The organism is Pseudomonas sp. NPDC007930 (genome assembly GCF_042958985.1).
In the GTDB taxonomy this organism is placed as follows: Bacteria; Pseudomonadota; Gammaproteobacteria; order Pseudomonadales; family Pseudomonadaceae; genus Aquipseudomonas.
This window is the reverse complement of the sequence record NZ_JBIBKC010000001.1, coordinates 959,236-982,158: the sequence shown is the minus strand read 5'-3', so window position 1 is coordinate 982,158 and position 22,923 is coordinate 959,236. Positions and strand designations below refer to the sequence as shown.

18 protein-coding genes and 2 rRNA genes are annotated in these 22,923 nt (G+C 64.4%); 4 read left to right on the top strand and 16 right to left on the bottom strand.

The genetic code is table 11. The annotated features are described in order from the left end of the window. The first annotated feature begins 195 nt into the window (after window positions 1–195). Both rrf (ACFZCE_RS04425) and rrf (ACFZCE_RS04420) read left to right on the top strand, forming a co-directional pair. Window positions 196–311: ribosomal RNA gene (rrf, locus tag ACFZCE_RS04425) — 5S ribosomal RNA — on the top strand. 125 nt (window positions 312–436) lie between these two features. Further along, window positions 437–552, top strand: a 5S ribosomal RNA gene (gene rrf / locus ACFZCE_RS04420). Between the two features lie 64 nt (window positions 553–616). Here the strand turns inward: rrf (ACFZCE_RS04420) and ACFZCE_RS04415 are convergent. The 4 genes from ACFZCE_RS04415 to ACFZCE_RS04400 all read right to left on the bottom strand — a co-directional run bounded on the left by ACFZCE_RS04415 (window position 617) and on the right by ACFZCE_RS04400 (window position 5,355). Next, the gene (locus tag ACFZCE_RS04415) at window positions 617–3,091 is read right to left on the bottom strand and encodes a TonB-dependent siderophore receptor (RefSeq protein ID WP_390936410.1); all 2,475 of its coding nucleotides are present in this window, start codon (window positions 3,089–3,091) and stop codon (window positions 617–619) included. A gap of 82 nt (window positions 3,092–3,173) precedes the next feature. Then, window positions 3,174–4,079, bottom strand: coding sequence for a DUF4880 domain-containing protein (locus tag ACFZCE_RS04410; RefSeq protein WP_390936408.1), 906 nt, complete (start codon window positions 4,077–4,079; stop codon window positions 3,174–3,176). Further along, window positions 4,069–4,566 carry a sigma-70 family RNA polymerase sigma factor gene (locus tag ACFZCE_RS04405; protein WP_390936406.1) on the bottom strand — a complete coding sequence of 166 codons (498 nt, stop codon included), beginning with the start codon at window positions 4,564–4,566 and terminating at the stop codon, window positions 4,069–4,071. Before ACFZCE_RS04405 ends, ACFZCE_RS04410 begins: the two co-directional genes overlap by 11 nt. 93 nt (window positions 4,567–4,659) lie before the next feature. Next, window positions 4,660–5,355, bottom strand: coding sequence for an FCD domain-containing protein (locus tag ACFZCE_RS04400; protein ID WP_390936405.1), 696 nt, complete (start codon window positions 5,353–5,355; stop codon window positions 4,660–4,662). 249 nt (window positions 5,356–5,604) lie between these two features. Between ACFZCE_RS04400 and lapG the strand changes: the two genes are divergently transcribed. Together lapG and lapD are read left to right on the top strand one after the other, a co-directional pair. Continuing rightward, entirely contained in the window at window positions 5,605–6,366 is a 762-nt protein-coding gene (gene lapG / locus ACFZCE_RS04395) for a cysteine protease LapG (RefSeq protein WP_390936403.1), read from the top strand. 13 nt (window positions 6,367–6,379) lie between these two features. Further along, on the top strand, window positions 6,380–8,326 hold the full coding sequence (lapD, locus tag ACFZCE_RS04390) for a cyclic di-GMP receptor LapD (RefSeq protein ID WP_390936401.1): 1,947 nt from the start codon (window positions 6,380–6,382) through the stop codon (window positions 8,324–8,326). Between the two features lie 206 nt (window positions 8,327–8,532). Here the strand turns inward: lapD and ACFZCE_RS04385 are convergent, their stop codons facing one another. The 12 genes from ACFZCE_RS04385 to ACFZCE_RS04330 form a co-directional block, all read right to left on the bottom strand. Beyond that, window positions 8,533–9,954 (bottom strand): efflux transporter outer membrane subunit, encoded by a 1,422-nt coding sequence (locus ACFZCE_RS04385; protein ID WP_390936399.1) that lies wholly within the window; start codon window positions 9,952–9,954, stop codon window positions 8,533–8,535. After that, a complete protein-coding gene (locus ACFZCE_RS04380; protein ID WP_390936397.1) occupies window positions 9,951–10,850 on the bottom strand; it encodes an efflux RND transporter periplasmic adaptor subunit in 900 nt (299 codons plus the stop codon). The genes ACFZCE_RS04385 and ACFZCE_RS04380 overlap by 4 nt, the downstream gene beginning before the upstream one ends. Continuing rightward, the gene (locus ACFZCE_RS04375; protein WP_390936395.1) at window positions 10,847–11,056 is read right to left on the bottom strand and encodes a DUF1656 domain-containing protein; all 210 of its coding nucleotides are present in this window, start codon (window positions 11,054–11,056) and stop codon (window positions 10,847–10,849) included. Before ACFZCE_RS04375 ends, ACFZCE_RS04380 begins: the two co-directional genes overlap by 4 nt. Beyond that, window positions 11,053–13,152, bottom strand: a complete 2,100-nt coding sequence (locus ACFZCE_RS04370) for an FUSC family protein (RefSeq protein ID WP_390936457.1) — start codon at window positions 13,150–13,152, stop codon at window positions 11,053–11,055. The genes ACFZCE_RS04375 and ACFZCE_RS04370 overlap by 4 nt, the downstream gene beginning before the upstream one ends. After that, window positions 13,149–13,604: a MarR family transcriptional regulator gene (locus ACFZCE_RS04365; RefSeq protein WP_390936394.1), complete on the bottom strand. Its 456-nt coding sequence runs from the start codon at window positions 13,602–13,604 to the stop codon at window positions 13,149–13,151. The genes ACFZCE_RS04370 and ACFZCE_RS04365 overlap by 4 nt, the downstream gene beginning before the upstream one ends. A gap of 224 nt (window positions 13,605–13,828) precedes the next feature. After that, window positions 13,829–14,677, bottom strand: coding sequence for an ABC transporter permease subunit (locus ACFZCE_RS04360; RefSeq protein WP_390936392.1), 849 nt, complete (start codon window positions 14,675–14,677; stop codon window positions 13,829–13,831). Window positions 14,678–14,694: 17 nt separating this feature from the next. Continuing rightward, window positions 14,695–15,540: an ATP-binding cassette domain-containing protein gene (locus ACFZCE_RS04355; RefSeq protein WP_390936390.1), complete on the bottom strand. Its 846-nt coding sequence runs from the start codon at window positions 15,538–15,540 to the stop codon at window positions 14,695–14,697. A 6-nt stretch (window positions 15,541–15,546) separates the two neighbouring features. Further along, complete coding sequence (locus ACFZCE_RS04350; RefSeq protein ID WP_390936388.1) at window positions 15,547–16,554, bottom strand: ABC transporter substrate-binding protein; 1,008 nt, start codon at window positions 16,552–16,554, stop codon at window positions 15,547–15,549. A gap of 16 nt (window positions 16,555–16,570) precedes the next feature. Further along, complete coding sequence (locus tag ACFZCE_RS04345; protein ID WP_390936387.1) at window positions 16,571–17,458, bottom strand: TauD/TfdA family dioxygenase; 888 nt, start codon at window positions 17,456–17,458, stop codon at window positions 16,571–16,573. A 304-nt stretch (window positions 17,459–17,762) separates the two neighbouring features. Next, the gene (locus ACFZCE_RS04340) at window positions 17,763–19,127 is read right to left on the bottom strand and encodes an HlyD family type I secretion periplasmic adaptor subunit (protein WP_390936385.1); all 1,365 of its coding nucleotides are present in this window, start codon (window positions 19,125–19,127) and stop codon (window positions 17,763–17,765) included. Then, a complete protein-coding gene (locus ACFZCE_RS04335; RefSeq protein ID WP_390936384.1) occupies window positions 19,117–21,270 on the bottom strand; it encodes a type I secretion system permease/ATPase in 2,154 nt (717 codons plus the stop codon). Before ACFZCE_RS04335 ends, ACFZCE_RS04340 begins: the two co-directional genes overlap by 11 nt. A 51-nt stretch (window positions 21,271–21,321) precedes the next feature. Continuing rightward, a complete protein-coding gene (locus ACFZCE_RS04330) occupies window positions 21,322–22,668 on the bottom strand; it encodes a TolC family outer membrane protein (RefSeq protein WP_390936382.1) in 1,347 nt (448 codons plus the stop codon). Between the last annotated feature and the right edge of the window lie 255 nt (window positions 22,669–22,923).

Sequence of the window (22,923 nt, the reverse complement as noted above, 5' to 3'; positions counted from 1 at the left end):
GTTGGGTGTGTAAGCGCTGTGAGGCGTTGAGCTAACCAATACTAATTGCCCGTGAGGCTTGACCATATAACACCCAAGCAATCTGCCTTAGGCAGATGCAGGGTGAAGACGCTGAACCGAAAGTTCGCGCAAACCACAAATTGATCACATACCCGAATTTGGCGGCGGCGCGAAAGCGAAGCGGCTACCGAATTTCTTGACGACCATAGAGCGTTGGAACCACCTGATCCCATCCCGAACTCAGTAGTGAAACGATGCATCGCCGATGGTAGTGTGGGGTTTCCCCATGTGAGAGTAGGTCATCGTCAAGATTAAACACCGCAGAACCCCGGTCGTGAAAACGATCGGGGTTTTGTCTTTTAGTAGAAGCGGCTGCTCAAGCCCTTGCTCAAGAATTTCGCTGTATCGCCCCCAGGGCGCGCCAGCCACCGGTTTTCTTGACGACCATAGAGCGTTGGAACCACCTGATCCCATCCCGAACTCAGCAGTGAAACGACGCCTCGCCGATGGTAGTGTGGGGTTTCCCCATGTGAGAGTAGGTCATCGTCAAGATTCAACAAAAAACCCCTGCGGGCCTACCCGCAGGGGTTTTGTCTTTTCAGCGTACCGAACTGGCTCAGAAGGTGTAGCTCACCGTGGCCGCAACGTTACGCTCTTCGCCCATGTAGCAGAAGTTCAAGCTGGCGCAGGTGGCGACGTAACGCTCGTTGGTGAGGTTGTTGGCGTTGAGTGTCACATCGACGCCCTTCAGCCCCACACGGCCCAGGTCATAGCCAATGGACGCGTCGTACAGCGTATAGGCCGGTACCTTTTGCGTATTCTCCGCGTCCGCCCAGCTATAACCCACGTAGCGCACCCCGCCGCCGAGCCGCAGGCCAGCCAACGGGCCGCCTTGCAAGGTGTAGTCGGCCCACACCGAGGCCATGTGCCGCGGGGCCTGGGTCGGCGAGTTGCCTTTGTTATCCGTCACGCCGTCTACGGTACTCAACATCGCCTTGGTGTATTGCACGTCGGTAAAGGTGTAGCTGCCCAGCACTTTCAGAGCCTCGGTCAGTTGAAGGTGTGCCTCCAGCTCCAACCCTTGAGAGCGAACTTCCCCCACCGGCCGGTAGAAGTTTTCCTGCGGCAACTTGGAGGCGAGGTTTTCCTGGACGATATGAAACAGCGAGGCGGTGTATAGGTCGGTACTGCCCGGGGGCTGGTACTTCAGGCCGAGTTCCCATTGGGTGCCCTCGGTCGGTGCCAAGGGGTTGCCTTGGGCGTCTGAGTACGAGTTGGGGTTGAAGGATTCCGAATAGCTGAGGTAAGGCGAAATGCCGTTGTCGAACGCGTACAGCGCCCCGGCGCGGGTGGTCAGCTTGCTGCGGTCGTCACTGATGCGCGTCCCCAAGGGGCGGCTGGCTTCGGCGATGCGGTTTTCATCGGAGGTTTTCATCCAGTCCTGGCGCACCCCCAGTGAGAAGCGCCATTTGTCCAGCTCGATCAGGTCTTGCAGGTACACACCGGTTTGCTGCAGCCGGCGCAGGTAGCTGGTGGGGCTGTAGTAGTCGATGGCGGCGTTGCCGTACTGTGGGTTGAACGCGTCGATCGGGCTGAGCGCGCCGCTGGTCCAATCGACCACGGTTTTGCGCCGTTGGTAGTCAACCCCCAGCAGGGTGGTGTGGATCGCCGCGCCGGTCAGGTACTCCGCCTGCACCATGTTGTCGATGATCCACGAATGCAGCCGCTCGTTAGCCCCGCTGTAATAGCGGTTCAGCTCATTGCTGGTGGCCGAGGTGTAGCCATAGCCGTATACCTGGTCCAGCTTGACCTTCGAATCGAGGTAGCGAAAGTTCTGCCGCGCGGTAAATACGTCGTTGAAGCGGTGCTCGAACTGGTACCCAAACGACTGTTGATCACGCTGGTAGCCATCCAGCCCGGGTTCGCCTTCGAAGTAGTGTTCCGAGATGCGCTGGCCGTTGCGCGGGTGCAGCACGCCGCTGGCCGGCAGGCCGCCGTGGTAACCACCCTCGGGGTCATGCTGCAGGTAGGCATTGAGGGTCAGCGAGGTGTCTTCATCGAAACGCATCGCCAGTGACGGCGCAAGCGCGTAACGCTTTTCTTCGGCGTGGTCGAATTGCGTGTCGGAACGGTGCGCCAGGCCGGTCAGCCGGTAGGCGATGCGCTGGTTTTCATCCAGCGGCCCGCTGAGGTCGAAGCCCATGCCGCGGGTGCCCTGGCTGCCGGCCGTGGCCTGCACCTGGTGGTAGGCCTCGAACAGGGGCTGTTTGGTGGTCAGTGCCACCAGCCCGCCTGGAGAGCTACGGCCGTACAGCACCGAGGAGGGGCCCTTGAGGATGTCGATGCGCTCAAGGAAGTATGGGTCGACTTGCATGGTGCTGTAGGTGCCGCTGTCTCCCATCGACTTCAAGCCGTCGATGTAGATGTTATCCACAGAACCATCGTTGAAGCCGCGCATGGCCACGTAGTCATAGCGGTGCGTGGCGCCATAGGGGTTGGTCAGTACGCCGGGGGTATAGCGCATCGCCTGCGCCACGGTTTGCGAGCCTTGGTCGTTCATTTGCTCGCGGGTGACCACCGACACACTCTGGGAGGTTTGCGCCAGAGCGGTACTGGTTTTGGTGGCGATCTGGCTGTGGGTGGCGTTGTACCCCTGCACATCGCCCAGCGCATTGCCGAGGCTGAAACCATTGATGTCGGTTGCCGGCAGGCTCAGGGCGTCAACCGGTGGGGCCGCCTGCAGCACGTAGTTGCCGTTGCCCTGAGGCACGGCTTGCAGCCCGGTTTGCTGCAGCAGTTGCTGCAAGCCCTGGCTGGCCGAGTATTGCCCGCGCAGGGCTGCTGCCTGCTTGCCTGCGGTCAGGGCCGGGGCCATCGCCAAGCCAATGCCGGCCTGGCGCGCGAAGCGGTTGAGCGCGTCGCCGAGGGGGCCGGCGGGGAGGTCATAGGCTTGCACGCCTTGCTCCGCGGCCAGGGCTGCCGGCACGCTGGCGGCCAGGCCGCCCAGGCCCACGGCGGTGGTCAGCAGCGCCGCGTGAATCGCTTGGCGCAACCGGTGCACCGTGAATGGAGTAAAACTGTGGTTAGGCATGGAAAGGTCCTGTTCCTGAAGCCGTGAATGTGGATGGCTTGATGACCAAGCCGCACGGCTTGCAAAAACCCGACAAAAAAAATCAGCCCAGCGCTTCGACCCGCACCCACCAGCGCGTCAGCCCACTCAAGCGCACCGGCAGCACCTGGGGCAGCGATTGCAGCAGCGCATCGCTGTCATCCACGCGGTAAACGCCGGAGAGCATCAACGGGGCAACCGCGGCGGAGTACCCCAGCACGCCCACGCGGTAGCGCGCCAGCTCATCGAGAAAGCGCCCCAGGGGCATGCCTTGGGTCACGATCAAGCCGTCGGCCCACGCGGCTGGGTCCAGCTCCGGCCGCACCGGCGCCAGCCCAAGCGCGGTGGCGCGCAGGCTTTGCCCTTCGCGCAGCGCTTGGCCCTGCACGCTGGCGGTACCCCGCAGCACACTGAGCTGGGCAATGCCGGCGGCATCACGCAGGGCAATGCGGCCGCGCTCGAGGGTTACGGTGCCGAAGCTGCAGGCCACTGCCAGTGGTTGCTGGGTGTCGAGCAACAACTCGCCGTGCTTGAGCCGCACCCCGGCCGGCGTAAGGGCTGCTGAACTGTGAGTGTTAAGGGTCAGCGCCGCGCCACTGGGCAGGGTGAAGCGCTGCCGCTGGCCAGTCGCCGTGGCGAAGTCGCTGCCCCAGCCCAGGCCGGGTAGCGAGCGCGTGGTCCAGGCCGCGCCACCCAGTACCACGCCACCGGCCAGCAGCTGAATGGCGCGGCGCCGGTTGACGGCACGCTGGCTGCTTTCAAGGGTGTGGCGCGCGCCGCCAAGGCCTCTGCCGAGCTCGGCGTCCAGTGCCTGGATGCGCAGCCAGGCTTCTTCGTGGGCCGGGTGCGCGGCGCGCCAGCCTGCGCACTGGCGGGCCAGCCGTGGCGAAGCGCTGCCGCCGCGCAGGCGTACCCACCAGGCAATCGCTTGGCGCACCACGTCGCTGTCCAGCGGGCGCTCAGGGTTCATAGCGCAGCAGGTAGCAGCGGTACAGTGCGTCGGCCACATAACGCTCTACCGTGCGCACCGATACCTTCAGTTGATCAGCCACCTGCGCATGGCTCAGGCCATCGCACTGGGCCAACAGGAACGCCTGGCGGGCCCGCGGCTTGAGCCCATCGAGCATCCGCGCCACCTGCTCGAGCAGCTCGAGAATCAGCTCGCGGGTTTCTGCCGAGGGCACCTGCGCCGCTGGCAACTGCGCCAGGCTTTCAAGGTAGGCCCGGCGCAGCGCTTCACGGCGCCAGTGGTCGATCACCAAGCCGCGGGCAATGGTGCCGAGAAACGCCCTGGGGCTGACCAGCCCGGGGCGCTCGGGCTTGAGCAACACACGCATGAAGGTATCCTGCGCCACGTCGGCGGCATCGGCGCTATTGCCGAGGCGCCCGCGCAGCCAGTGGTACAGCCAGCCGTGGTGCTGCTGGTAAAGGGTGTGCACGCAGGAAGTCGAAGTCATATGCAGTGACAAATGATAATTAGTCTCATTGTCACGATGTGCTTGCGGTTTTGCAAGCCATGCGGGCCCGTGAGGGGCCCGCGAGGTGGGGCGTTAGGCCGGCTCTGCCTGCTGCGCCAGGTAGCGCGAGATCGCCTCGATCCCGCGCTGCAGGTGTTGGGTCAGCAGCTCGACCGTGGCGTTCACATCACCCTGCCGGGCGGCGTCGAGCAGTTGCCGATGGTCGTCCTGGGCCATGCGCTGCAACCCCATGTCTTGAAGGTTAAAGCGCAGGAAGCGCTCTTCCTCATCCAGCCCTGCCTCGACCAGGCGCAGCAGGCGGTTATTACCGGCCTTACTGTACAACGCCATGTGGAACTGGCGGTTGAGCCGCGCCATGGTGGTGTAGTCCTGCTCGGTTTCTAGCTGTTCGATGGCTTGCTCGGCAAGGGCGAAATCCTCGGCGCCCAACCGCGGCACCGACAGCCGCAAGGCTTCTGCCTCGAGCAGGATGCGCAGCGCGTAGGTTTCGCTGGCGTCGTCGTTGACCAGCGGCGCGACCACCGCGCCCTTGTGATGCACAACTGTCAGCAGCCCCTGAGCCTCGAGTTGGCGCAAGGCTTCGCGCACTGGCATGCGGCTGACTCCGTACAACGTCGCCAGCTCCTGCTGGCGCACCGCGGTACCGGTGGGGAGGCTGCCGTCCAGGATGGCGTTGCGGATACGTTCCTCGATGATCGAACGCGCGAGATGGGCAGGCAATTGCTCTGCCACCAATACGGCGCGTACCGGGCTCGGTTTCTTCGGCACGATGGTTCACCTTCATCATTATGGCGACACGGTTATTTTCTCGGCGAGTGTCATCCTTTATGCGCACTTGCCGACACCTTGGTTATGTCCCAAGGCTGTGACCGCTGTGGTGCCATCCTGATGCCAGCGGGGGCTTTTTTACTGCAATTGAGCTCGCTGTAAGGCAGATCGGCAATTAAGCCGAATGTTCAAGGGTTTGGGGCAGCCGTTTATCGCGTGCACGGTTTTTGACAGGAAAGTGATTGCAACGTGCCATTGTTTTTTGCTGAATGTACACGCACCATGCGTTCCTTTCCAGCGAGGGGCGGGGCTTTGGCCTTGGCGCAACGTGCGAACCGACCACTGACCATGCGCAGGGTGTGCCTTGCGCTGTTGCTCGCCTGTGGCCTGCTGGGCAGCCTGCATGCTGATTGGGACTTCAACACCATCAGCCGGCAGGCCACCGCCCTTTACGGCCCCCTGGGTGAAGGCAAGCAGCGCATCGATGCCTGGCAGCGGTTGCTGCTCGACCAGCGCCAGGCCAGCGAGACCCAACAGTTGACGGCCGTGAACCTGTTTTTCAACCGCCAGCTGCGCTACGAAGAAGACATCGACCTGTGGAACCAGGTCGATTATTGGGCCACGCCCATTGAGGCCCTGTGGAAGGGGGCCGGCGATTGCGAGGACTACGCCATCGCCAAGTATTTCAGCCTGCGGCACCTCGGCGTGCCAGCGGAAAAGCTACGGATCACCTACGTCAAGGCGCTGCGCCAGAACCGCGCGCACATGGTCCTGACGTATTACCCGACCCCCGAAGCGATCCCGCTGGTGCTCGACAGCCTGGAAGATCCGATTCGCCCCGCCACTGAACGGACCGACCTGGTGCCGGTGTACGCGTTCAACGGTGAAGGCCTGTGGTTGACGGGCGCGGCGGGTAACAAAAAGGTGGGTGACGCCAAGCGCCTGTCGCGTTGGCAAGACGTACTTCAGAAGATGAACGCCGAGGGTTTCCCGGCGCAGGTCGAACAGTAAAACCGGAGTCGAGATGTCCCTGTTCAAACAACTGTTGATCGCTATATGCCTGTTTCTGGCGGTGGCTTTTACCGGCAGCTTCATGGTCAGCCTGGAAAGCTCACGCAGCCAGTACGTGAACCAGCTGCGTTCGCACGCCCAGGACGCCGCCACGGCGCTGGCGTTGTCGCTGACGCCGAACATCGACGACCCGGCCATGGTCGAGCTGATGGTCAGCTCGATCTTCGACAGCGGCTACTACGCCAGCATCAAGGTCATCGACCTGTCGAACCAGCAGGTGATGGTCGAGCGCGAGGCTGAGCCGGACCCGAACGGCGTGCCGCGGTGGTTCATCAAGCTGATCGGCCTGGACGCCGCCGGCGGCGACGCGATCGTCAGCCGCGGTTGGCAACAGGCGGCGCGGGTCGAGGTGGTCAGCCACCCGATGTTCGCCTTGGCCAAATTGTGGCAAAGCGCGATCGGCAGCCTCGGCTGGCTGCTGCTGTGCGGCGCCATCAGCGCCCTGCTCGGTGCGCTGCTGCTGCGCCGGCAACTGCGCCCGCTGGACTATATGGTCGAGCAGTCCCAGGCCATCGCCCGCCGCGAATTTCTCAGCCTGCCAGAGCTGCCGCGCACCCCGGAACTGCGCCGGGTGGTGCAGGCGATGAACCAGATGGTCGAGAAGCTCAAGGCGCTGTTCATGGAGCAGGCCGAGCGCAGCGAACGGCTGCGGGTGGAGTCTTACCAAGACAGCCTCACCGGGTTGTCTAACCGCCGTTACTTCGACATGCAACTGCAAACCCGGGTGAGCCTGGCCGAAGAAAACAGCACCGGCTACCTGCTGCTGCTGCGGGTCAGTGACCTGGCCGGGTTGAACCAACGCCTGGGTGGCGGGCATGCCGACCAGTTGCTCAAGGCGGTGTCGGAAACCCTGGTGCGCCTGTGTGGCCGGCGCCCGGAAGCCGGCAACCTGATCTGCCGCAGCCGCGGTGGGGAATTCTCGGTGCTGGCCCCCGGGCTGACCATTGACGAAGCCGAACAACTCGCGCGCAGCCTGGATGCCGCCCTGGCCAGCCTGTACGACACCGGCGCCAGCGACGTGACCCCGGTCGCCCACCTGGGGCTGGCCTCCTATGCCGCCGGCGATACCCCGCAGGATGTACTCAAGCTCGCCGACGAGGCCCTGGCCCAGGCCGAAAGCGCTGGCGCCCAGCATTGGGTGTGCCTGCAACGCCAGCCGCGCGCGGCCGTAGCCGAAGACCACCATACCTGGCACCAGTTGCTCGACGCCGCCCTCAGCCAGGGCCGCTTCGAGCTGTACTTCCAGCCGGTGGTCAGCAGTACCGAGCCGGGCCGGGTGATGCACCACAAGGTACTGTCGCGGTTGCTCGACAGCCAAGGCCAGCCGATCGCCGCCGGGCGCTTTTTGCCGTGGGTGGAGCGCTTTGGCTGGGCCGCGCGGCTGGACCGGGTGATGGTCGAACTGGTGCTGCGACACATGCACAAGCACCCCGGGGACTACGCCTTGAACCTCTCCGCGCCGACCCTGGCCGACGCCGCGGCGCTGGACCAACTGTACTCGGTGCTGGGCCGCAACCCGATCATCGGGCCACGCCTGGTGTTCGAAATCGCCGAAGCCCAGGTGCCCGAGCAGAACGTGCTCGAACGCCTCGCCCGGCGCCTGCACAGCCTCGGCTACGGCCTGGCGCTGCAGCACTTTGGTGGCCGCTTCAGCATGATCGGCAACCTCGCCCACCTGGGCCTGGCCTACCTGAAGATCGACGGCAGCTACATCCGCGCCATCGACGAAGAAACCCACAAACGTTTGTTCATCGAAGCCGTGCAACGCGCCGCCCACAGCATCGACCTGCCGCTGGTGGCCGAGCGGGTCGAGACCGAGGGTGAGCTGAAGGTGATCCGCGAGATGAGCATCCAGGGCGTGCAAGGCCGGCTGGTGGGTGAGCCGGCGCCCTGGGGTTGAGGGTTCGAGGGCCCTTCGCCCGGCTGTCTGGTGAATGAGCTTCAGGGCCTATCGCCCGGCACAGCCGGCCTCCCACGGGGTTATGTATTGCCTCTTAAATCAAGGGTTTACACAAATCTGGTGGGAGGCTGGCTGTGCCGGGCGAAGGGCAAGTCAGATCATGCGCTCAGTCAAACCACCTGAAGAAGCCATGGCTTCGAGGCCGGTTACTTACGCTGCTCCCACCCCCCACCCAACGCCATGAACAAGGTGATCTGCGCCATCGCCACCTGGGTGTTGGCGGCCGCCAGTTGCGCGCGTACGTCGGTGTAGGTGCGGGTGGCCTGCAGGTCTTCAAGGAACGACTGGCGCCCGGCCAGGTAAAAGCGGTGGGTCTGGTCGGCGGCGTCGTGGGCCGAGCGATCCGTGTCGACCAACGCTTCGCGGCGCTGCAGCGCGGCGGTGTAGTTGGCCAGCGCGGTCTGGGTTTCGCGGATGGCATTGAGCACGGTGCCGTCGAAGCTGGCCAGCGCCGCCTGGGTCGAGGCCTCGGCCACGCGCACCTTGGCCCGCGAGCCATTGGTGGGGATGGTCCAGTTGATCAGCGGGCCAAAGGCCCAGCGGTTGGTCGATGGGGTGCCGAGGTCATCGAGCAGGCCCACGGTGCCGACCGTGGCGCCGAAGCTGATGTCTGGGTACAACTGGCCGGTGGCCACGCCGATGTCGGCCGTGGCCGCGGCCAGCTTGCGCTCGGCCTGGCGGATGTCTGGGCGGCGTTTGAGCAGCGCCGCGCCATCGCCCACCGGCAGCAACTGGGCGATCTTCGGCAGCTCGGCGCAGCTGTCGGTGCCGGCCGGCAACTGGTTGGCCGGCTTGGCCAGCAGCATCGCCAGCTGGCTCACCCCGGCCTGGCGCTCGGCTTCGTACTGGGGCAACTGCGCCCGCAACGATTTGAACTGGGTTTGCGTACGGGTGACCTGCGTCTCGTCACCGCGGCCGGCATCGCGCAGGCGCTGGGCCAGGCTCACGCCCTCCTGCTGCAGGCCGAGCGAACGCAGGGCGATGTCGCGCTCTTCATTGGCCGCGCACACCTGGGTGTAGGCCCGTACCACGTTGGCGACCACGGTGATGCGCGCCAGGTCCGCCGCGGCCTGGGCCGCTTCGGCGTTGGCGCTGGCGGCTTCGACGCCGCGCTGGAACACGCCCCACATGTCGAACTGGTACGAGGTTTTGATCGAGAACGCGCCGATGTTGCCCACCGGGACCTTTTCGGTCAGCAAGAAGGCTTGCCCGGACTCTTGCACGCGCTGCACTTCGCCGCTCACGCTGGTGCTGAAGCCGCCCTGGGCCTGGGCAAACTCCAGCTGGTTCTGCGCCCGCTGGATGTTCGCCGCGGCCACCCGCAAGTCGGTGTTGGCGGCCAGCGCCTGTTGCACCAGGGTGTCTAGGCGCGGGTCTTGGTACAGCCGCCACCAGTCGGCCGGCACCGGCGCGGACACCACGTCGTGGTCCTGCGCGGCCAGCGCGCCTTGCAGGTCCGGGCGGTTGACCGCGGCCTGTTGCGGCAGGTGGTAATTCGGGCCCATCACCTGGCAGGCCGACAGCGCCATGGCCAAGCCCAGCAGGCTGCCCCGTATCAGCGGTTTCATTGCGCCGCCCCCGCCTCGGCCTTGCCGGGTGCGCCGGGGATGATCGACACCGTGGCAGTGCGCCCGGCGATCAGGCGAAAGCCCTCGGGCACCTGGTCAAAGGCGATCCGTACCGGGATCCGCTGGGCCAGGCGCACCCAACTGAACGCCGGGTTGACGTTCGGCAGCAGGTTGCTGCCGCTGGAACGGTCACGGTCTTCGATACCGGCGGAGATGCTCACCACGTGGCCGCTGAGGCGGGTGTCGTCACCCATCACGCGGATGTCTACGCCCTGGCCCACATGGATGTGGCCCAGCTTGGTTTCTTCGAAGTAGCCATCGATGTGGTACGAGTCGCCGTCGACCACCGACAGCACCGGGCGCCCGGCAGTCACGAACTCGCGGTCACGCGGGGCGCGGTCGTTGACGAAACCGTTGACCGGGCTTTTGATCACCGAGCGGTCGAGGTTCAGTTGCGCGGCGTCCACCGCCACCTGCGCCTCGTTCACCGTGGCCAGGGCGCGGGCCACCTTCGACTGGCTTTCTTCGAGCTGCTCACGGGCCACCAGGTTACCCAGGCCCTGGTTGCGCTTGTTCTCGCGCTGCGCCTGGGCCAGGGTTTCCTTGCGGTCGGCCAGGGTCGCCTGGGCCTGGCGCAGGGCCAGTTGGAAGCGGTCTTGGTCGATGGTGAACAGCACATCGCCGCGGGCCACCGGCTGGTTGTCTTTCACCCTGACCTGCTGGATCAACCCGGACACGTCCGGGGCGATCTGCACCACGTCGGCACGGATGTGGCCGTCGCGGGTCCAGGGGGCGAACATGTAGTACAGCACCATGCGCCAGACCACCACGCAGGCAAAGGCGACCACAAGCAGGGTCAGGACCAAACGGCCAAATGTCAGTAAGGGCTTTTTCATGTCATCAGGTTTCGGCAGATTACGTCGACCGCGCCAAGCAGCACGGTATAGAGGGCCACGTTGAACAGTGCCCGGTGCCAGACCAGGCGGTAGAAATGCACACGGTTGAGCAACGCATGGACCACCAGGAACAGGCCGTAGGCGAGGGCCATGATCCCCAGCAGGGTGGGCAGGAAGATCCCGCCGATATCGAGTTCTCCGATCATAGAGGTGCGTCCGGGCCAAACTGGTGATGTTCGTGGTGTTGTGCTTCAGGTTCATGAACCATTTCAACGCCCGGCAGCAAGGCCAGGCGCAGGCCGCTCAGGGCCAGCAGCAGGTGCTCGCGGGCATGCTCGGCGTCGTCTTCGCTGGCGCAGGCCTGGGCGTTGAGGGCGCGCCGGGCGCGGTCCATGGTCATCAGGATGGCCATCGGCGCGGCCACCCGCTGGCCGGCCTTGCGGCAGGCCTTGAAGTAGCTGGCCACTTCCGTGACCACCTGGCCGAGCAGCGCCTGGGCCGGCAGCCCCACCCGGGGGGCGTAGGCGAGGATGTCGAGCACGTTCAGCGCCACCCGCACATCGCGCAGCGCCGCGCCGGTGTCCTGGCCGGTGTTGGCCAGGCGCGGCAGCAGTTGCATCAGCCGGTCAAGCACGCGCACGCCACGGCGGCGGTGCTCGGTGAGGGTGCCGGAGGCGCCCAGCTCGACGATCTCGCCCCAGGTAAAGCGGGTGAGCCGGCGCGCAGCCAGTTCGGTGCCAAACGGCCGCACGATCAGCGTCCAGCAGAAGGCGAACAGCAACCCCACCGGCCCGGCCACGTTGGCATTGATGAAGTTCATGAAGTCCGCGTCGTACTCGCCCTGGATGCTGATGAAGGTCGAGGTGTTGACGATGGTCAGCAGCGTGCCGAGGTAGAACCTTGGCTGCACGGTCAGTGCGCCGATGGGAATGAACGGCACCGCGAAGGCCAGCACCAGCATGGGGAAGTCATGCAGGTTGGGCAGCACCACGAACAGGTACAGGCTAGACAGCACCACCGACACCGAGGTCCAGAAGAAGAACCGGTAGATCTGCGGCGCGGGGTCGTCCATGGCGGCGAAGAAGCTGCACGAAACGGCCGCGAGGATCACCGCGCTGTTGCCGTCGGCCCAGCCCAGTTGAATCCAGATCACCGAGGCAACGATGATCGCCGTGACCGAGGTGAGCGAGGAGTACAGCATCATGCCGCGGTCGAAGGTCGGCCGCAGGCGGCCCAGGCGCCAATGGCGATACACCGCCCGCCAGGGCGCGCGGCTTTCGCTGCGGATGGCTTCATGCAGGCTGCGCATGTCTTGCCACAGGTCGACCAGTTCGCCGAGCCGGTACAGGGCGTTGGCCAGCAACAGCTCGCGGCGGTCGTCGAGGGCTTCGTCGCTGGGGCGCAGGCGCTCGAGGTGGGCGTGGAGGTCTTCCCAGGGGCCGCTTCGGGCACCGTCGAGGCTCGCCGCCAGCCATTCGCGGGTGTGTTCCAGCAGCGGCGTGAAGCGCGCCACCAGCTCTGGGGTGCGCCGTTCCAACGCCACCAAGGCGTCGTCGAGGGCATCGATCACCGGCAGAAAGTGAATCATCCGCCCGCGCAGCTCCAGAGTGTTGCGCATGTGGTGCGGGGTGGCGCCTTCGTGGGGCAGTTGGCCGATCATCTGCTCCAGGCCATTGAAGTTGACCACCATCGACGCGCGCAGCGGGCCCACTTCATCGGCACTCACCGAGCGGGTGAGGTAGCGCAGGGCGTAGGTGCTGGCTTCGCCAAACCATTTGTCGTGGGCGCCGCCTACCGCGGTGGCCAGCCGCCGTGGCCAGAAGATCGCCCCGACCACCGCCGCGCACATGATCCCGATGAAAATCTCCTGGGTCCGCGAGGAGGCTACATCGAACACCGCCGTGGGGTTGTCCACCACCGGCAAGGCAATCAGCGGCAGGGTGTAGCCGGCCAGCATCAGCGCATAGAAGTTAGCGGTGCGCAGGTGCATCGACAAGTACAGCAAAGTGCCGGTCCACAGCGCCACCACCGTGGCCAGCAGGTAGGGCGCCTGCACGAACAGCGGCACGAACAACACCGCCGCGGCCGCGCCCAGAAAGGTGCCTACCAGGCGATACACCGCCTTGGAGCTGGTCGGGCCCACGAACGGGCTGGAAACGATGTACACCGAGGCCATCGCCCAGTAGGGGCGGGGCATCTCAAGCTTGAGGGCGATCCACAACGCCAGCATCGAGGCAGCAAAGGTGCGCACGCCGTACCACCAATCCTGGGCCGGCGGTACATCGCTGAAAAACTGCTTCAGTTTGCCCATGTACCGGGCCCTTGCATGGCGGCGTTCTCGAAGGCCTGCAGCACGCGCTGGGTGGCCTCGAGGTCGGCTTTGTCGATGTGCTTGAACACGTCCTTGCGCAGGCGCGCCAGCTCGCCTTCGATGGCTTCGGCCAGTTGCCGGCCTTCGTCGGTCAGGCTCAGGGCCTTGGCGCGGCGGTCGGTGGCGTCTTCGGTGCGTTGCACGAAGCCTTGCGCGCAGAGTTGGTCGAGCAGGCGTACCAGCGACGGGCTTTCGAGCCCGGCGGCCTGGGCCACGGTGACCTGGCGCACGCCATCGCCCAAGCGCACGATAATGAGCAAGGGCACCGCGCAGGCTTCGGAAATACCGTAGTTGGCCAGGGTCGCCTGGCAAATGCGGCGCCAGTGCCGGCTAGCGGCAACGGCACCGCTGGTGACGTTCTGCTGAAGCTTTTCGAGGGTCATGGCAGGCCGGTCGGAAAATATTCATAGTTTGCTAACTAATAATATGCTCCCGAGTGGTTGGCCAGTCAACGGCGAAGTGATGGGTGGGTGAGTGGCAAGTGGCTAGCCGCAAGCTGCAAGTAGGCAGGGCCCGCGGCTCAACTCAAGCTACTGGCCGTGGTGTGTCACCGCTTGCCGCTTGCCGCTTGCCGCTTGTAGCTTGTAGCTTGTAGCTGCCCCTTCACCTACCTCACCATCCCCCACTTCTTCACCGTCAGCCGCTCGAAGGTGTCGAACACCAGGTTCTCGACCAGCAACCCGATAAGGATCACCACCGCCAGCCCGGCGAACACCTTGTCGGTGTACAGCTCGTTGCGGTTCTGGAAGATGTACCAGCCCAACCCGCCCTTGCCGCTGGTGGCGCCGAACACCAGTTCGGCGGCGATCAGCGTGCGCCAGGCGAAGGCCCAGCCGATCTTCAGCCCCGAGAGGATCGCCGGCAGCGCCGCGGGCACCAGCACCCAGGCGACGAAGCGCAACCCGCGCAGGCCGTAGTTGCGCCCGGCCATGCGCAAGGTGTCGGACACCCCCATGAACCCCGCGTAGGTGTTCAGCGCCAATGGCCACAGCACCGAGTGCACCAGCACGAAGATCAGGCTTTTCTCGCCCAGCCCAAACCACAGCAGGGCGATAGGCAACAGGGCGATGGCCGGCAATGGGTTGAGCATGCTGGTCAGGGTGCTGAGCAGGTCACGGCCCAGTTGCGTCGACACCGCCAGGGTGGTCAGCGCAAAGGCCAGGGCGATGCCCAGCAGGTAGCCCTTGAGCAGCACCCCCAAAGAGACCGCGACTTTTTCTGGCAGTTCGCCGCTCAGGGTGCCGCCCCACAGGGCCGCGGCGGTCTGGCTGAAGCTGGGCAGCAGCAGGTCGTTGCCCTGGTAGCGGGCTACCGCTTCCCAGAGCAGGGCGATCACGATCAGGATCACGCTTTTGCGCAGCCAGCCTTTTTGCCAAAGGCGCTGGGCGAGGGGAATGTCGCGCTCCAGCGGCACTTCCACCAGCGGCTGCAGGTCGATTTCGAATTCTTGGCGCATGGCAAGGTACCTGCTGTTCAGTAGGAAATACGCACATCGGCGAAGGCGCGGTCGGCGCTCGGCTCGGCGCTCGGCGCCTCGTCGAACAGCAACTGGTGAATGCGCCGCGCCGAAGCCTGGAAGGCCTCGCCGCCTTGGCTGTGCAGGCCGTAGTGGTGGCTGTGCACTTCCGCGCGCACGCGGCCTGGGTGGGGCGACAACAGCAGGATGCGGTTGCCGACCACCAGCGCTTCTTCGATCGAGTGGGTCACGAACAGCAAGGTGAACTTCACGTCCTCCCACAGCGCCAGCAGCTCTTCCTGCATCTTGCGCCGGGTCAGTGCGTCGAGCGCCGCGAAGGGCTCGTCCATCAGCAGGATCTTCGGCTGCATGGCCAGGGCGCGGGCGATCGCCACCCGTGCCTTCATGCCGCCGGAGAGTTGGTGCGGGTAGGCGTCGGCGAAGCGCGCCAGGCCGACCTTGGCCAAGTACTCCAAGGCGCGGGCTTCGGCGTCGGCCTTGCCCAGGGTGCGTGAGGCCAGCAACGGGAACATCACGTTCTGCTTCACGGTTTTCCAGGGCGGCAGTTGGTCGAACTCCTGGAACACCACGATGCGGTCGGCGCCGGGGCCCTTGACCTTCTGCCCCAGTAGCTCGATCGAGCCCTGGGTGGGCTCAAGGAAGCCGCCCACTGCCTTGAGCAGGCTCGATTTGCCGCAGCCCGAGGGGCCGAGCAGCACGAAGCGGTCGCCGCTGTCGACGTCGAAGCTCACCTGGTGGGTGGCCCGCACCACGCTTTGCGCGGTGCGGTATTCCAGGCTTAGGCCCGCCACCTTGAGCAGTGCGGTATTGCTGGCCACGTGGCCTTGCAAAGGCGCATTCATGATCGGTCAGCTTCCTTTGAGCGGGCGGGCGTCTTGGAAGAAGTAGTCTTCCCAGGAGGCAGGCTTGTTCTTGATCGCGCCCACGCGGTACATGAAGTCAGCCAGTTTGTAGGTGCCTTTCGGGTCGATGGTGAACTCGTATTTCGGGTTTTCCAGCAACTTGAGGATGTCTTGCTGGCTCACCTTCGATTTGGTCACGCGCACGTAGGTCTCGGCGGCGGCCGGCTTGTTGTGCTGCACGAAGTCCGCCGCCTCGGCCAGCGCCTCGATGAAGGCGTGGTAGGTTTTCGGGTTTTCGGTGCGGAATTTCTCGGTGGCGAACAGCACGGTAGGCGAGTTCGGGCCGAGCAGGTCGTAGGTGTCGAGCACGGTGTGCACGTTCGGGCTGGCGGCTTCCTGCTCTTGGAACGGCGGGTTCGAGAAGTGCGCGTTCAGCTCGGTGCCGCCGCTGATGATGGCAGCGCTGGCGTCGGGGTGTGGCACCGCCACGGTGTATTTATCCAGGCGGTTGAATTCCTTGTCGCCCCACTGTTTGGCCGCGGCGTATTGCAAGTAACGCGACTGCACCGATACCGAAACAGCGGGCACCGCGATGCGGTCTTTTTCGCTGAAGTCGGCAATGGTTTTAACGTTCGGGTTGTTGCTCACCAGCAAGTAAGGGAAGTTGCCCAGCGAGGCCACGCCTTTAACGTTCTGGCGGCCGTGAGTACGGTCCCAAATCGTCAGCAGCGGGCCCACGCCGGCGCCGGCGATGTCGACCGAGCCGGACAACAGCGCGTCGTTCACCGCCGAGCCGCCGGAAAGCTGGGTCCAGTCGACCTGAATGTCGACGCCCTCAGCCTTGCCGTGCTTTTCGATCAGGTGCTGGTCACGCACTACGTTGAGCAGCAGGTAAACGATGCCGAACTGTTCGGCAATGCGGATCTGGCCTTCGGCCTGGGCCGCGGCCGGTGCCAGCAGCGCGCTGCCGGCCAGCCCCAGGGCCGAAGCCAGGGTGGTGATACGTTTGAACATGGCGAAACTCCTGAATTCAGAACGGGGCATCGCCCTGGATGGTGGTGCGGTGCAGCGTGCGGTGCAGGTGCGCGGGGCAGCCGGTGGCCAGGTGGATCACCGAGCGGTTGTCCCAGAACACCATGTCGCCTTCCTGCCACTGGTGGCGGTGGATGTTTTCCGGCAGCACGCTGTAGCGGTACAGCTCGGCGAGGATCTGCCGGCTTTCGTCTTCCGGCAGGCCGACGATGTGGGTGGTGAAGCCCTCACTGACGAACAGCGCCTTGCGCCCGGTCTCGGGGTGGGTGCGCACGATCGGGTGCTCCACCGGCTTGACCTGGGCCAGTTGCTCGGGGGTGAGGGTGGGGCGCTGGTAGCCGTTGATGGCGGGCTCGGCGTAGCGCGCGGTGTATAAATGTGACGCTTTTTGTCCATCGATGGCCTTGCGCAGCTCGGCCGGCAGGGCGGCATAGGCTTTGTGCATGTCGGCGAACAGGGTGTCGCCGCCTTCGCTGGGCAGGGTCTGGGCGTAGAGCATCGAACCCAGGCTCGGCAGCTCCTTGTAGGAGAGGTCTGAGTGCCAGAATTTGCCGGCGTCAGACAAACCGATGTTCTGGCCGTTCTCCGCCACGTTCGAGACGATCAGGATTTCCGGGTGGCCGGCGAGCAGGAACTGCTTGAGCACGTGGATTTGCAGCGTGCCGAAACGGCGGCTGAAGTCGATCTGCTGCTGCGGGGTGATGCGGGTTTCACGGAACACCACCACGTGATAGTCGAGGTGGGCGCGGTGAACGCGGGCGAAGTCGTCGCCGTTGAGCGGCTGGGTGAGGTCCAGGCCGATGATTTCAGCGCCGGTGCCGGCGGGGAACGGGCGAATCTCGAAAGGCTGCGCGGCAGGCGCAGGGGTAGAAGCTGCCAGGGGCATGATGACACTCCACGCAAGCGCGCCACGGGCGCGCAACGATTAGACATTCACGGGGGTTGGCCCCGTGTTGGTTCTTCTCGTGCGGCACTCCGATTGGTCGGCGCGTACGCAGTGGAGGTATCTTAAGGGAATAAAAGCCTGGGTTTAAATATCGTTATTGAATAACTATATTCAGGCTTGGGAGGCCCCTCGCCCGGCATAGCCGGCCTCCCACCAGATTTGTGTAAGTGCTTGATTTACGAGGCAACACAGAACCCGTGGGAGGCCGTGGTCCGGCACTCCGGCTATGCCGGGCAAAGCGCACTTACCGCTCGTGCAGCGCCTCGGCCTTGGCCCGGATGATCGGCTTGAGCAGGTAGCTCAGGATGCTCTTGTGGCCGGTGATGATGTCGACCGAGGCGACCATCCCGGGGATGATCAACAGCGGCTTGTCATCGCTGCCCAGGTGGTTGCGGTCGGTGCGCAGGCGGATCAGGTAATACGTCTGCTTTTTGTCTTCATCGGTGATGGTGTCGGCGCCGATCTGCTCGAGCTTGCCCTCGAGGCCGCCATAGATGGTGTAGTCATAGGCGGTGAACTTGATCATTGCCTTCTGCCCGGGGTGCAGGAAGGCGATGTCTTGCGGGCGGATCTTCGCTTCGACCACCAGGGTGTCATCCAGCGGCACGATCTCGACGATGTCGCTACCTGGCTGGATCACCCCACCCACGGTGTTGACCATCACCTGCTTGATCACCCCACGCACCGGCGAGTTGACCATGGTGCGGTTGACGCGGTCTTCCAGGCCCTTGGCGGTGGCGGTGTACTTGCTCAGGTTGGCGCGGGCTTCGTTGAGCTGGGTCAGCGCGTCGCTGCGGAACTTGCCTTTGGTTTCTTCGATCTTGCGCTGGGCTTCGTTGATCGCCGCCTGCGCCCGTGGCATGGCCAGGGTGGTGGAATCAAGCTGGCCGCGGGTTTCGACCTCGCTGCGCTTGAGCCGCAGGATGTCTACCGGCGACACCGCGCCCTGGGCCACCAGCGGCTCGGACATGCCGATTTCCTTCTGCAGCAAGCCCAGGCTGCTGCGGTACTGCTCGGCCTTGGAGGCGAACTCGCGCAGTTCCTGTTGCTTCTGCACCAGCACCGCCTGCAGGCCGCCGACTTCGTCCGCCAACTGCTGCTTGCGGCTCTGGTACAGCGCCAGCTCGTCGGCAGACTGCTTCGGCACCTTCTTCAGGATGGCTGGGTCGATCACCAGCGGCTTGTCGTCGATCTCGGCCGACAACCGCGCCACGCGCAGTTCCATGGCCACGCGGTCGGCTTCGGTTTCGCCCACGTTGGAGGCAAAGCGGGTATCGTCGAGGCGGATCAGCGGCGCGCCGGCTTCGACGATCTGGCCTTCGTGCACGTAAATCTGCGCAACGATGCCGCCCTCGAGGTTCTGGATTTTCTGGATTTTCGACGACGGGATCGCCTTGCCTTCGCCCTTGGTCACTTCGTCGATGATCGCGAAGTGAGCCCACAGGCCGAGGAACGCAAAAAAGCCGATAACGCCCCAAATGGTCAGCCGGACGATGCGCGGGGCGTCGTCGAGCAGGGCTTTTTTAACTTCCGGCAGTGGTTGCCCGTCGAGGGATTCGCGGCCTTTGAAGTACGCGCCGATCCCGCCTTTATCAATCTTAAGCGACATTGACTTGCCCCTTGCGCAGCGCTTCCATGACGGCGGCTTTCGGCCCGTCAGCGACGATTTGCCCGCGGTCGATAACGATAAGGCGATCGACCAGCGATAGCAGCGACGCCCGGTGGGTGACCAGTACTACGGTCTTGTGTTCGATCACCGCCTGCAGGCGCTGTTTGAGGCGCTCTTCACCGGTGTTGTCCATGGCGCTGGTGGGCTCGTCGAGCAGCAGCACTGGCGGGTTCAGCAGCAGGGCGCGGGCCAGGGCGACGATCTGCCGCTGGCCGCCGGAGAGGTTCTGGCCACGCTCGCCCACCTGCAGCTCATAGCCTTGCGGGTGCAGCCGGGCGAACTCGTGCACGCCGGCCAGTTCCGAGGCTTGCAGCACCAGTTCGTCTTCTACGTAGCGCGCGCCGGACACCAGGTTGTCGCGCAGGGTGCCGGCCAGCAGTTGGATGTCTTGCGGCACGTAGCCGATGTTGTGGCGCAGCTCGCTGATGTCGATCTGGCGAATGTCTACGCCGTCGACCAGCAGCTCGCCCTTTTCGGCTTCGAACAGGCCCACCAGCAGCTTGGCCAGCGAGCTTTTGCCCGAGCCGCTGCGGCCGATGATGCCGACCTTCTCGCCGGGGCGAATGTTCAGGTTCATCCCGCGCAGGGCCGGGTTTTCCTGGCCAGGGTAGGTGAAGTCGACGTTGCGGAACTCCAGCGCGCCCTGCAGCACCGGGCGGGTCATTGGGCGTTCTTCGAAGTTGCGCTCTTGCGGCAGCTCCATCATCTGGTTGACCGAACCCATGGTCACCTTGGTCTGCTGCCAGCGGGTCATCAGGCCCGACAGCGCCGACAGCGGCGCCATCGCGCGCTGGTTGAGCATGTAGCAGGCGATCAGGCCGCCCATGCTGAGGTTGCCGTCGATGATGATGTACACGCCACCGATGATCATGATCACGCCGGCCAGCGACTGGATCAGCATGGTCAGGTTCATCGACAGGCTCGACAGCACCTTCACCCGCAGCTCCAGCCGGCTCAGGGTGCCGATGGTGTGTTCCCACAGGTGCTGGCGCTCGCTCTCGGCGTTGTTCACCTTGATGCCGTCCAGGCCCGACAGGGTTTCGATCATGGTCGACTGGCGCTCGGCGCCCAGCGCCATGGTGCGCTCGAGGGTGGAGGTGAGCGGGCGTTGCAGCAGGTGAGTGATGGTCAGCGCCAGTGGGAAGGCCACCAGCGGGATCATCACCAGCCAGCCGCCAAGCAGGCCGATCACCAGCATGATCAACAGCGTGAACGGCAGGTCGATCAGGGTGGTGAGGGTGAGCGAGGTCATGAAGTCGCGCATGCCCTGGAACTCATGGATGTTCTGCGCGTAGCTGCCCACCCGCGCCGGGCGTTGCTTGAAGGCCATGCCGACCACGCGCTCGAACAGCGTGGCGGAGATGATCAGGTCGGTCTTCTTGCCGGCCAGGTCCAGGCAGAGGCTGCGCAGGCCCTTGAGCAGCAGGTCGAACAGGTAGGCGCCGCAGATACCGGCGGCCAGCACCCAGAGGGTGGAGGTGGCCTGGTTCGGCACCACGCGGTCATACACGTTCATGGTGAACAGCGGCGCGGCCATGGCGATCAGGTTGATCACCAGGCTCGCGGCCACGGCGTCCATGTACAGCCAGCGCGACTTCTTCAGGGTGTCTTTGAACCACGACTTGGCCCGAGGAATCAGCGTACCGCGCTGGGTATCGAATTTGTGTTGCGGCTGGGCGAAGAACACCTTGCCGCTGTAATCCTCCAACAGCAACTCGCGGGAAACTTTCGTTTCACCGCCGTCGCTTTCGCTCAGCAGCAGGCGGGCGTTGTCGCCCTCCCAGCCCACCAGCACCGCGCAGCGCCCTTCCTTCAGCAGGACCAGCGCTGGCAGTGCAATGGTTGGGATCGCCGTGAGCTTGCGCACCAGCAGCCGCCCTTGCAGCCCGGCACGGGCGGCGGCGCGGCCGAGCAGCTCCGGCGCCAGGCGCTGGTCGGGCAGCGGCAGGCCGGTGGTCAGCATGGCCCGGCTGGCGGGCTTCTGGTGCAGGTAGCAAAGCGCAAGCAACCCGTCCAATAGCGGATCGTCGTGCAGGCTCCTGGGATCGTGAATGAGTTGAACTCGACCGGTTTCAGATTCCACGCTGCACACTCTCTACTACTAAACGGGTTGATGGGGCCGAACTGTCAAAAATCAGTTCATGCCGGGGAGTTTCACCTCCGGCTTGATGTCGCTTTGCACAACCGATGCCAATGGCGCGACCACACCCTGGCTCTTCAGGAGTTGGCCCATGGCCGCCTGGATGCGGTACTGGCTGAACTCCTTCAGGTACTCCACTTCCACCACGCGGCGGCGCGCGGTGAAGTTTTCGTTCTCGCTGTCGAGCAGGTCGAGCAAGGTACGCTCGCCCAGGCTGAATTGCGACTGGTAGGCGGTGCGTACGCGCTCACTGCGCGCGGCGTACTGCTGGGCGACCGGCAATTGCAGGCCAGCGTTGTTGTAGGCGTTCCACGCCAGGCCCAGCTCTTCGTTCAGCTGGCGCAGGGCGTTGTTGCGAATGTCCAGGGCCTGGCTGCTGGCGTAGGCCTTCGATTGCAGGTCGGCGCTGTTGCTACCACCGGCGAACAGGTTGAACTGCATGCGCACCATCGCCGACCAGCCGTTGTAGTGGCCTTCTTCGCCACTCACGTTGTTATCGGCATTCTTCGTCAGTTCTCCATCGAAGCGCGGATAAAAGGTCGATTTGGCGGCGGAGTACTGCTTCTCGGTAGCGGCGATGTCCGACTCGGCCGAACGCAGCACCGGGCTGTTGGAGACCATCTGCGCGCGGGCTTCGTCGAGGCTGGCCGGGAACATCGGCACGGCGGCGGCCGGGGCGGTCAGCTCGTCGGGCGCCAGGCCGACCACGCTGAAGTAGTTGGTGTTGGCGTCGTTGAGGTTGGTCTGCTCGGTCAGCAGGTTGTTCTGCGCGCCGGCCACGCGGGCTTCGGCCTGGTCCAGGTCGGCGTTACGGCCAACACCGCGCGCGGTGCGCAGTTTGATCTGGTCGAGAATGCGCTGATGGTTCTTCAAGTTTTCGTCGGCCAGGCGGACATATTCACGGCGGGCCAGAACGTCCAGATACACCTGGGCAACATCGAGCGCAGTCTTTTGCGAAGTACCCAACAGCGAGTACGCCCGAGAATTGGCGGTGGCTTGTTGACGGGCAACTTCGTTCTGCGTCGCAAAACCGTCGAAGATCATTTGTTGCAAACGAACGCTGGCTTCGCCGCGGTTCAGGTCACGGCTGTTGTAACCCTCGGCACGGGTGGTCGGGCTGTCGGTGTTCTCGCGGCCATAACCGGCGAGTACGTCAACGCGCGGCAGGTAGCCGCCCTTGGCGGACTTGACCGCGTAGTCAGCGGACAAGCGAGCGTTAACACCAGCCTGCACCTCGGGGTGAACCTCAAGGGCGTGCTGCATAGCTTCTGGCAGGGTTTGTGCTTGCACGAGGCTGGCAGCGAGAGTCAGTGGAAGTACTGCTAAAAATGGCGCGCGCATTGTGATTTACCCGGGTTATAGCTGGTTTCAGTCGCGGTGCTTGAAGCAGCCGCCTGGCATAAATGGCAACCGAAGAGACCGTATGTCGGAAGTTCTGTCACAGAAACTACACACACAATGCGAGACGATTCGCCACCCGCAATATCAATGTGACATTGCGCGGCGGATTGTTTAGGATGACGCGCAATTGGTCAATAGTTTGTCGTGTTGGTAGCAAGCTAATTAGTTAGACGAAATATTGACGCCATATTTAAA